The organism is Streptomyces sp. NRRL S-31, from assembly GCF_000718775.1.
In the GTDB taxonomy this organism is placed as follows: Bacteria; Actinomycetota; Actinomycetes; order Streptomycetales; family Streptomycetaceae; genus Streptomyces.
Genome location: NZ_JOCB01000160.1, coordinates 1 through 9,720 on the forward strand (window position 1 = coordinate 1; position 9,720 = coordinate 9,720).

General features: G+C 71.8%; 9 protein-coding genes, 1 tRNA gene and 1 riboswitch. Of the genes, 5 read left to right on the forward strand and 5 right to left on the reverse strand.

Going from position 1 to position 9,720, the window contains the following annotated elements:
* The first annotated feature begins 50 nt into the window (after positions 1-50).
* Complete coding sequence (locus IF37_RS0136950) at positions 51-2,489, forward strand: transglycosylase domain-containing protein (protein ID WP_052845583.1); 2,439 nt, start codon at positions 51-53, stop codon at positions 2,487-2,489.
* Between the two features lie 12 nt (positions 2,490-2,501).
* On the opposite strand, the gene IF37_RS0136955 is transcribed toward IF37_RS0136950, so the two are convergent.
* The 3 genes from IF37_RS0136955 to IF37_RS0136965 form a co-directional block, all read right to left on the reverse strand.
* Positions 2,502-2,822 (reverse strand): multidrug efflux SMR transporter, encoded by a 321-nt coding sequence (locus tag IF37_RS0136955; protein WP_030753573.1) that lies wholly within the window; start codon positions 2,820-2,822, stop codon positions 2,502-2,504.
* A 39-nt stretch (positions 2,823-2,861) separates the two neighbouring features.
* Positions 2,862-2,934, reverse strand: a riboswitch (guanidine-III (ykkC-III) riboswitch).
* Between the two features lie 68 nt (positions 2,935-3,002).
* Positions 3,003-3,362, reverse strand: coding sequence for a co-chaperone GroES (locus tag IF37_RS0136960; RefSeq protein WP_030753576.1), 360 nt, complete (start codon positions 3,360-3,362; stop codon positions 3,003-3,005).
* Between the two features lie 22 nt (positions 3,363-3,384).
* The gene (locus IF37_RS0136965) at positions 3,385-3,714 is read right to left on the reverse strand and encodes a DUF3618 domain-containing protein (protein WP_030753579.1); all 330 of its coding nucleotides are present in this window, start codon (positions 3,712-3,714) and stop codon (positions 3,385-3,387) included.
* A 93-nt stretch (positions 3,715-3,807) separates the two neighbouring features.
* Between IF37_RS0136965 and bcp the strand changes: the two genes are divergently transcribed.
* Positions 3,808-4,275, forward strand: coding sequence for a thioredoxin-dependent thiol peroxidase (gene bcp / locus IF37_RS0136970; protein ID WP_030753582.1), 468 nt, complete (start codon positions 3,808-3,810; stop codon positions 4,273-4,275).
* A 133-nt stretch (positions 4,276-4,408) separates the two neighbouring features.
* Positions 4,409-4,492 (forward strand) — tRNA-Leu (locus IF37_RS0136975).
* A 41-nt stretch (positions 4,493-4,533) separates the two neighbouring features.
* Here IF37_RS0136975 and rdgB read toward each other — a convergent pair.
* Positions 4,534-5,136, reverse strand: coding sequence for an RdgB/HAM1 family non-canonical purine NTP pyrophosphatase (rdgB, locus tag IF37_RS0136980; RefSeq protein WP_030753585.1), 603 nt, complete (start codon positions 5,134-5,136; stop codon positions 4,534-4,536).
* 56 nt (positions 5,137-5,192) lie between these two features.
* Positions 5,193-6,560, reverse strand: coding sequence for an SGNH/GDSL hydrolase family protein (locus IF37_RS0136985; protein WP_030753588.1), 1,368 nt, complete (start codon positions 6,558-6,560; stop codon positions 5,193-5,195).
* Between the two features lie 197 nt (positions 6,561-6,757).
* On the opposite strand from IF37_RS0136985, the gene IF37_RS0136990 reads away from it, so the two are divergent.
* Positions 6,758-8,071, forward strand: coding sequence for a DUF445 domain-containing protein (locus tag IF37_RS0136990; protein WP_173457108.1), 1,314 nt, complete (start codon positions 6,758-6,760; stop codon positions 8,069-8,071).
* 112 nt (positions 8,072-8,183) lie between these two features.
* A partial coding sequence (locus IF37_RS0136995) for an MFS transporter (RefSeq protein ID WP_030753592.1) occupies positions 8,184-9,720 on the forward strand: 1,537 nt, incomplete at its 3' end.

Consider the following 9,720-nt stretch of genomic DNA (forward strand, 5'->3'; position numbering starts at 1 on the left):
GCGCGCAGGGCGGTGCCGGCGGCGCCACCCGCGCGGCGACGGACACCACCGTGCCGAAGCCGGCGGCTCCCGAGGCCGAGACCACCGCCCTCGCCGCCGCCGACGCCGAGACCACCGCGGGCGACGGCAAGAAGGCCAAGAAGGCCAAGAAGGGCAAGCGCCCCAAGCGGACCGGACTGCGGCGGCTGCTTCCCACCTGGCGGATGCTGCTCGGCACCTTCTTCGTCGGCGTACTCCTGCTCGTGGGCCTCTTCTTCCTCGGCTACTCCATGGTCAAGATCCCGCCGGCCAACGCCTTCGCGACCAAGCAGAGCAACGTCTACCTCTACGCGGACGGGTCGCAGCTGGCCCGCGACGGCGAGGTCAACCGCGAGAACGTCAGCCTCGACCAGGTCTCCAAGGCCGCCCAGCACGCCGTCCTGGCCGCCGAGGACCGCGACTTCTACACCGAGTCCGCCGTCGACCCCAAGGCCATGCTCCGCGCCGGCTGGAACACCGCCACCGGCAAGGGCAAGCAGTCCGGCTCCACCATCACCCAGCAGTACGTGAAGAACTACTACCTGGCGCAGGAACAGACGGTCACCCGCAAGGCCAAGGAATTCTTCATCGCCATCAAGCTCGACCAGACCAAGTCCAAGGACGAGATCCTGGAGGGCTACCTCAACACCAGCTACTTCGGCCGCAACGCCTACGGCATCCAGGCCGCGGCCCAGGCCTACTACGGCAGGGACGCCGTCGACCTCGACCCGGCCCGCGCCGCCTACCTCGCCGCGCTCGTCAACGCGCCCAGCGAGTACGACGTCGTCGCCCACCCGGAGAACAGGAAGGCGGCCCTCGCCCGCTGGAACTACGTCCTCGACGGCATGGTCAAGAAGGGCTGGCTGGACGAGTCCGAGCGCACCGGCATGAAGTTCCCCATGCCGAAGGAGCAGACCGTCTCCACCGGCATGTCCGGCCAGCGCGGCTACCTCGTCGAGGCGGTCAAGCAGTACCTGACCGGCAACGACATCATCGACACCGACCACCTCGCGGCCGGCGGCTACCGCATCACCACCACCATCCAGAAGAACCGGCAGGACGCCTTCGTCAAGGCCGTCGACGACCGGCTGATGAGCAAGCTGGACAAGAAGAACCGCAAGGCCGACACCTACGTACGGGCCGGCGGCGCCTCCGTCGACCCCAAGACCGGCAAGGTCGTCGCCCTGTACGGCGGCATCGACTACGTCAAGCAGTACACCAACGGCGCCACCCGCGGTGACTTCCAGGTCGGCTCCACGTTCAAGCCGTTCGTGTTCACCTCCGCGGTGGAGAACGGCTCGACCACCCAGGACGGCCGCGCGATCACCCCGAACACCGTCTACGACGGCACCAACGAGCGGCCGGTCCAGGGCTGGAGCGGCGGCGCCTACGCCCCCGAGAACGAGGACCAGCGCTCCTACGGCCCGACCACCGTCCGCAAGGCCACCGACCTCTCGGTGAACTCGGTGTACGCCCAGATGGCCGTCGACGTCGGCCCCGCCAAGGTCAAGCAGACCGCCATCGACCTCGGCGTGCCCGCCGACACCCCGGACCTCCAGCCGTACCCGTCCATCGCGCTGGGCACCGCCACCGCCAGCGTCCTGGAGATGGCGGAGGCCTACGCCACGCTCGCCAACCACGGCAAGCACGGCACGTACACGCTGGTCGAGAAGATCACCAACGGCAGGGACGAGATCAAGCTGCCCGGCGGGTCCGCCAAGCAGGCCGTCAGCCGGGAGGCCGCCGACACCACCACCTCCGTCCTCCGGAGCGTGGTCCAGAGCGGCACCGCCACCGCCGCACAGGGCGCCGGCCGTCCGGCGGCCGGCAAGACCGGCACCGCCGAGAGCGACACCGCCGCCTGGTTCGCGGGCTACACCCCCGACCTGGCCACCGTGGTCTCCGTCATGGGCCAGGACCCGGTGACCGCCAAGCACATGCCGCTGTACGGCGCCCTCGGCGCGCCCCGTATGAACGGCGGCGGCCCGCCCACCGAGATCTGGGCCCAGTACACGCGCGACGCGCTGAAGGGCAAGCCGGCCGCCGACTTCGACCTCCGGCTCCAGCAGGGTGCCGACCGGGTCCAGGAGCCCCCCGCCACCGGCACCGCCGAACCCGGCACCGACGGCGGCCAGGACGCCGGCGGCACCGCCACCGACGGCGGCCAGGACACCGGCGGCGCGACCGCCACCCCGACGGACGGCGGCACGACCACCGGCGGTACCCCGACGGACGGCGGCACGACCACCGGCGGCACCTCGACGGACGGCGGTGCCACCACGGGCGGCGGCGCCCCCACCACCGGCGGGGACACGACCGGCGGCGGCGCGGCCACCGACGGCGGCACCACCACGGGCGGCGATCCGGCCGGTGGCGGGGCGGCGACCGGCGGTGGCACCCCCGGCGGAGGCACCGACGCGGGGGGCGCCACCGGCACCCCCACCGGCCCCGGGGGCGGCCCCGGCTTCTGACCCGCCCGTCGCTCAGTGACCGCTGGTCGCCTTCAGCCCCACCACGGCGACCAGCAGCAGACACACGAAGAAGATCCGGGCGGCGGTGACCGGCTCACCGAGCACCACCATGCCGAGCACCGCCGCACCGGCCGCGCCGATACCCACCCACACGCCGTAGGCGGTACCGATGGGCAGGGACTTCGCGGCGTACGACAGCAGGACCATGCTGGCGACGATGCCGACGCCGGTGAACAGACTCGGGACCAGCCGGGTGAAACCCTCGCTGTACTTCATCCCGATCGACCAGCCGACCTCCAGCAGACCGGCGACGACAAGCAGAACCCAGGCCATGACAGGCACCTTTCGAGACACGACGACTTCTCTCTCCGGGGTGCGTCGTCTTTGCCTTCGACCCGGTACGGCGCGTCTCGTCGGGTTCCTTCCGAACATAGCAAAGACACGGTGAAGAGGGCCGGTGACCATGGTCACCGGCCCTCTTCACCGTGTTCTCGGCCGAAGGCCGCGCTCCCGCTAGAGGTACAGCCCCGTGGAGTCCTCCGACCCCTCGAACCGGTCGGCCGCGACGGCGTGCAGATCGCGCTCGCGCATCAGCACGTACGCCACACCCCGCACCTCCACCTCCGCCCGGTCCTCCGGATCGAACAGAACCCGGTCACCGGGCTCCACCGTCCGTACGTTCTGACCGACCGCGACGACCTCGGCCCAGGCCAGTCGCCGTCCCACCGCCGCGGTGGCGGGGATCAGGATGCCGCCCCCCGACCGCCGCTCACCCTCACCGGCCTCCTGCCGCACCAGGACCCGGTCGTGCAGCATCCGGATGGGCAGCTTCTCGTGGTGGGGAGTGCTGTGCTCGTTTCTCTTGGCGCTCACGCCTCGAACCTACCTGTCCCGGTCAGTCCCTGCGCCGCCGGGCCCCCAGGGCGAGCAGCCCCACGACCCCCACGACGACCAGCGCCACCGGCACGACCCGCTCCAGCCGAGGCGCCCCCTCGTCGTCCACGAAGCGTGCCCGCACCTCGCTTACGGCGCGGTTCACCTGCACGTACGCCCGCCCGACCGTGTGATCGACGTTCGCGACGACCTTCGCCTTCGCGTCCCCGACGATGGTCTTCGGATGCACGCGCACCCCGATCTCGTCGAGCGTCTCGGCCAGCACTTCGCGGCGGCGCTTGATGTCCGCCTCGATCTGCGCCGGGGTTCTGGTGTCCGACGTGTCCGCCACCGTACGGCCTCCGAAGTCTCCTGATGCTGTCCCGAACAGTCTGTCAGCTCCTGCCCCCGGCGCACCGCAAGGGCCCCCGGTTACGCTGGCCCGATGAGTGAGCGACTCCAGCCGGGGGACGTGGCCCCCGCCTTCACCCTTCCCGACGCGGACGGCACCGAGGTGTCCCTGGCGGACCACAAGGGCCGCAAGGTCATCGTCTACTTCTACCCCGCCGCCCTGACCCCCGGCTGCACCAAGCAGGCCTGCGACTTCACGGACAACCTGGAACTCCTGGCCGGCGCCGGCTACGACGTCATCGGCATCTCCCCGGACACCCCGGAGAAACTGGCCAGGTTCCGCGAGCAGGAATCCCTGAGGGTCACCCTGCTCGCCGACCCGGACAAGAAGGTCACCGAGGCGTACGGCGCCTACGGCGAGAAGAAGAACTACGGCAAGACGTACCTGGGCGTCATCCGCTCCACGATCGTCGTGGACGAGCAGGGCAAGGTCGAACGCGCCCTGTACAACGTCCGCGCGACGGGCCATGTAGCGAAGATCATCAAGGATCTCGGCGTCTGAGCACTTCCGGTCGCCGAGCCCCAACTGCCACGCCGTTACCGGTCCCTGGTGCCCGAGGCGGCGGACACCGAGAGGTGCGGCCCCGTACACTGAGCCAGGCGAAACGGCAGGCAGGTCGGCTGTCCGTTTCGGGGCGGCCGTGGCGGAACAGGCAGACGCCCGGGTTTTAGGTGCCCGTGGGAGAAATCCCGTGTGGGTTCGAGTCCCACCGGCCGCACCCGTGAGGGGCCGTCCGTCCGGGCGGCCCCTTCGTCGTGCTCAGCTCAGCAGCTCCCGCACCACCGGCACCAGCGCCCGGAACGCCTTCCCCCGGTGGCTGATCGCGTTCTTCTCCTCGGGGCTCAGCTCGGCGCAGGTCCGCGTCTCGCCCTCCGGCTGGAGGATCGGGTCGTAGCCGAAGCCGTTCGTGCCCGCCGGGGCGTGCCGCAGGACGCCCCGCAGCCGGCCCTCGACCACGCGCTCCGTGCCGTCCGGCAGCGCCAGGGCCGCCGCGCAGGCGAAGTGGGCGCCCCGGTGCTCCTCCGCGATGTCGGAGAGCTGGCCGAGGAGCAGGTCCAGGTTGGCCTTGTCGTCGCCGTGGCGGCCCGCCCAGCGGGCGGAGAAGATGCCGGGGGCGCCGCCGAGGACGTCGACGCAGAGGCCGGAGTCGTCGGCGACGGCGGGCAGACCGGTCGCCCGGGCGAGCGCATGGGCCTTCAGCAGGGCGTTCTCGGCGAAGGTGACACCGGTCTCCTTGACGTCGGGGATCTCCGGGAAGGCGTCGGCACCGATCAGTTCGTGGGGGAGTCCGGCGTCGGCGAGGATCGCCCTCAGCTCGGTGATCTTTCCGGCGTTGCGGGTGGCGAGGATCAAGCGGGTCATGTCCGTCAGTATTCCTCGCCGTTCCCCGTCCGCCGCCCGTGGGGCCGCGCGGCCCGTCACAGCTCCGTCTGGCCCGCGCCGTCGAGCGTGCCGAGGTCGAAGGTCTCGGCCATGGTGCGGTAGCCCAGGTCGCTGGGGTGCAGGTGGTCGCCGGAGTCGTACTCGGGACGGAGCCGGCGCGGGTCGTAGGGGTCGCGCAGCGCCTTGTCGAAGTCGACGACCGCGTCGTACACGCCGCCCGCGCGGATCCGGGCGTTGATCTCCCGGCGTACGGCTTCGCGGGCCGGGGTGTAGCCGCGGTGGCCCTGGAAGGGCATGAGGGTGGCGCCGACGACCTTGAGGCCGCGGGCGTGTGCCTGGCGGACGAGGGTGCGCAGACCGGTGACGACCCGGTCGGGGTCGGCGAGCCGGCGGTTGCGCAGGATGTCGTTGACGCCGAGGTCGATGACGACGACCTTGGCGTTGGTGCGGGTGAGGGCGTCGCGGCCGAAGCGGCCGAGGCCGCTCTGGTTCTCGGCGACGGGGGTGTCCCCCCGCGTGGCGGTCGGGGCGCCGGGACCGGCGAGCCGGTCGGCGAGGACCTGGTTGCCGCTGATGCCCTCGTTGACGACGCTGTAGCGGGGCAGCCGCCGGCCGCTCTCCAGGGCGCCGCGCAGCCGGTCGGCGAGGATGTCGGGCCAGCGGTGGTTGGCGCCGGTGGTGGAGGTGATGCCGTCGGTTATGGAGTCGCCGAAGACGACGACGGTGCCGGCGGCTTCGTTGCTGAGGACGTCGAGGGCCGTGAGGTAGCGCCAGTAGGGGGTCTGTTCGGTGTAGGGGGCGCCGGTGGCGTCCTCGGTGCGGTCGCCGGCGGCGAGGTAGGAGGTCTGCCGGGCGTGCGGGTGGTAGGTGACCGGCCCGGAGGGAGTGGGGGAGTAGGTGGTGACCAGGACGTCGGCGCCGTGCGGCAGGGTGAGGGTGACGGCGTCGCTGACGGTCTGTCCGCCGGGGGGCAGGACGGTGCTGGTGGCGCCGCCGAAGGTGAGGCGTCGCATGGTCGCCGGGTCGGCCGCGGCGGTGCCGTCGCCGGCGGCCAGCGCGAGGGAGGCGTGGCTGATGGTGAGGGGGGAGCGGCCGTAGAGGTTGGACAGCGTGACGCGGGCACTCGTACCGCTGACGCTGGTGTGCACCACGTTGCGGACGGAGTGGCCGGCCAGGCCGGTCGTCCCGGTGCCGGGTTCGCCGCCGACCGGGGCGGTGGCCCAGGCGCCGACCCAGGTTCCAGTGGAGGCGGGGGCGGCGGAGCCGTGGAGCGGGCGGCCGCCGGCGAGGGTGCCGGTGCCGTCGCGGCCGTCGGCGGCGACGGTGACGTATATGGCGGCGGACAGGGCCACGACGAGGGCGACGAGCGCGCTCAGGACGGCATAACCATGAGGCTTGGTCACGCTTGTGTTGTTCTCCTCGACAGAGGGAGCCCGGGCTCCCGGTGGTGCCGGGCCCACGATGTGTCGCGGGCCCGGGGAGACCTGACAGGACCCTGCCATCCCTCCCGCTCTGACAAGACGCCGGGAACTCCTGTTCTGTTCCGGGAGTCGGTCAGGAAGGGACAATTGTGGGCGGGATCACCGAGCGGGTGGAGCTGATGGAACCAACGGAGACGGGAACACCGAGGCGGGCCGCGTCGTACCGCACCATGACGGCGTTCACCCCGGCCGACGAGGAGCGCCGGCGCGGGGTGCGGCGCATGAAGCTGACGGCGACGGGGCTGCTGCTGTTCGTCGCGGTGGTCTACGTCGTGGCGAAGGCGGCCGGGAACGCGGGCGCGGGGGCGTGGGCCGGTTATGTGGCGGCGGCGGCCGAGGCGGGCATGGTGGGCGCGCTCGCCGACTGGTTCGCGGTCACGGCGCTCTTCCGGCATCCGCTGGGGCTGCCCATCCCGCACACCGCGATCATCCCCACCAAGAAGGATCAGCTGGGTGTCTCGCTGGGCGAGTTCGTCGGGGAGAACTTCCTCTCCGGGGACGTGGTGCGGCAACGGCTGCGCGCCGTCGGCATCGGCAGCCGGCTCGGTGTGTGGCTGGCGGAGCCGGAGCACGCGGACCGGGTGACGGAGGAGCTGGCCACCGCCCTGCGCGGCGCGCTGACCGTGCTGCGCGACTCGGATGTGCAGGCGGTGGTGGGGGAGGCGGTCACCCGGCGGGCCAACGCCCGGGAGATCGCACCGGGTATCGGCAAGACGCTGGAGAAGATCGTCGCCGACGGCGGGCACCGGCGGGCGGTCGATCTGGTGGTGGCGCGCGCGCACGACTGGCTGGTGCTGCACCGGGACGACGTGATGGGGGCGGTGGAGGGCGGCGCGCCGGGCTGGACCCCGCGGTTCGTGGACCGGAAGGTCGGTGAGCGGGTCTACAAGGAGCTGCTGCGGTTCGTCACGGAGATGCGGGACATGCCCGCGCATCCGGCGCGGGGCGCGCTGGACCGGTTCCTCTCCGACTTCGCCGCCGACCTCCAGTCGGACACGGACACCCGGGCACGGGTGGAGCGGCTGAAGAGCGAGGTGCTGGGCCGGGGCGAGGTGCAGGATCTGATCGCGTCCGCCTGGACGGCCGTACGGTCGATGATCGTGGCGGCGGCGGAGGACGAGCGGAGCCAGCTGCGGCAGCGGGTGCGGGCGGCGCTGCTGTCGCTCGGGACCCGGATGGCGACGGAGCCGAAGGTGCAGGGCAAGGTCGACAACTGGGTGGAGGGCGCGGCGGTGCACGTGGTGACGACGTACCGCAAGGAGATCACGTCGCTGATCACGGACACCGTGGCGGGCTGGGACGCCGAGCACACCACCCGGAAGATCGAGGCGCACATCGGCCGCGACCTGCAATTCATCCGGATCAATGGCACGGTGGTGGGGTCGCTGGCGGGACTGCTGATCTACGCGGTCTCGCGCGGACTGGGGGCCTGACCGGCCGTCCCCTGCCGGGGCGCGCGGGCCCGCCGGGGGCCCGAGCGGTTCGTGTCCGGCCTATTACGGCACGGCGAGGGCACCCGATACCCGTCCTTGGAGGAGGGAGCCCATGAGCACTTCAGCCGAAGCGCCGTCGCCGGAATCCGGCCGGACCATCACGACCGACATCCCCGCCCGTCTCGACCGTCTGCCCTGGTCCCGCTGGCACTGGACGATCGTGATCGGGCTCGGCACCGTGTGGATCCTCGACGGCCTGGAGGTCACGGTCGTCGGCAACATCGCCAGCCGGCTCTCGGAGCCCGGCAGCGGCCTGTCGATCTCCTCCGGGCAGATCACCGGTGTCGCGGCGGCCCTGTACGTGGCGGGTGCCTGCGTCGGCGCCCTGTTCTGGGGCCGCCTGACGGACCGTTTCGGCCGCAAGAACCTGTTCATGATCACCCTGGCGGTGTACCTGGCCGCGACGGCGCTGACGGCCGTCTCCTGGGAGGCCTGGTGGTTCTTCCTGTTCCGCTTCCTGACCGGCTTCGGCATCGGCGGTGAGTACGCGGCGATCAACTCCGCGATCGACGAGCTGATCCCGGCGGACCACCGCGGCCGGGTCGACCTGATCATCAACGGCAGCTTCTGGCTGGGCGCGGTCGGCGGTTCCCTGCTGTCGATCGTCGCGCTGAACACGGACCTGCTGGCCGCGAACGTCGGCTGGCGGCTGACGTTCGCCCTCGGCTCGGTCCTGGCACTGGTCATCCTCCTGGTCCGGCGGCACGTACCGGAGAGTCCGCGCTGGCTGCTGATCCACGGCCGGGACGCGGAGGCGGAGGAGATCGTCTCGGGCATCGAACGGCGGGTGGAGGCGGAGAAGGGCGGCCGGCTGCCCGAGCCGCGGGGCGAGCTGGAGATCCACCAGCGCAAGAACGTGACGTTCCTGGAGATCGCCCGCACGGTCTTCGGCCGGTACCGCAAGCGTGCCGTCCTCGGTTTCTCCCTCTTCATCGGCCAGGCGTTCCTGTACAACGCCATCACGTTCGGGTTCGGCGCGATCCTGACGAAGTTCTTCGACGTGCCCGCCGACCGCACCGGCTACTACTTCGCGGTGATCGCGGTCGGCAACTTCTGCGGCCCGCTGCTGCTCGGCAAGCTCTTCGACACGGTCGGTCGGCGCGTGATGATCTCCTCGACGTACCTGCTGTCGGGTCTGCTGCTGTTCGGCACGGCGTGGCTGTTCGACCGGGGCGCGCTGAGCGCGGGCACGCTGACCGCCTGCTGGTGCGCGGTGCTGTTCTTCGCCTCGGCGGGCGCCTCCAGCGCCTACCTGACGGTGTCGGAGATCTTCCCGATGGAGACCCGGGCGATGTCCATCGCCTTCTTCTACGCCCTGGGCACGGCGGCCGGCGGCATCAGCGGCCCGCTGCTCTTCGCGGACCTCACCTCCACCGGCAGGGTCGGTGACACGGTCCTCGCCTTCTGCGTCGGCGCGGCGCTGATGTGCGCGGCCGGTCTGGTCGCGGTGGTCCTGGCGGTGAACGCCGAACGGCGCTCCCTGGAGGACGTGGCCCGCCCGCTGACGGCGGTGGCCGACCGCGCCAGGACGGCGGTGCGGGGCGGCGGACCCGGCGGCCCGGGCCGCGGCCCGACGGCACCGCCGGCGG

Excerpts from the sequence above, each read along its gene's own strand:
- IF37_RS0136955 (WP_030753573.1), bottom strand. The coding sequence starts at position 2,822 with ATGGCCTGGGTTCTGCTTGTCGTCGCCGGTCTGCTGGAGGTCGGCTGG.
- rdgB (WP_030753585.1), bottom strand. The coding sequence starts at position 5,136 with ATGACCCGCTTGATCCTCGCCACCCGCAACGCCGGAAAGATCACCGAG.
- bcp (WP_030753582.1), top strand. The coding sequence starts at position 3,808 with ATGAGTGAGCGACTCCAGCCGGGGGACGTGGCCCCCGCCTTCACCCTT.
- IF37_RS0136990 (WP_173457108.1), top strand. The coding sequence starts at position 6,758 with ATGGAACCAACGGAGACGGGAACACCGAGGCGGGCCGCGTCGTACCGC.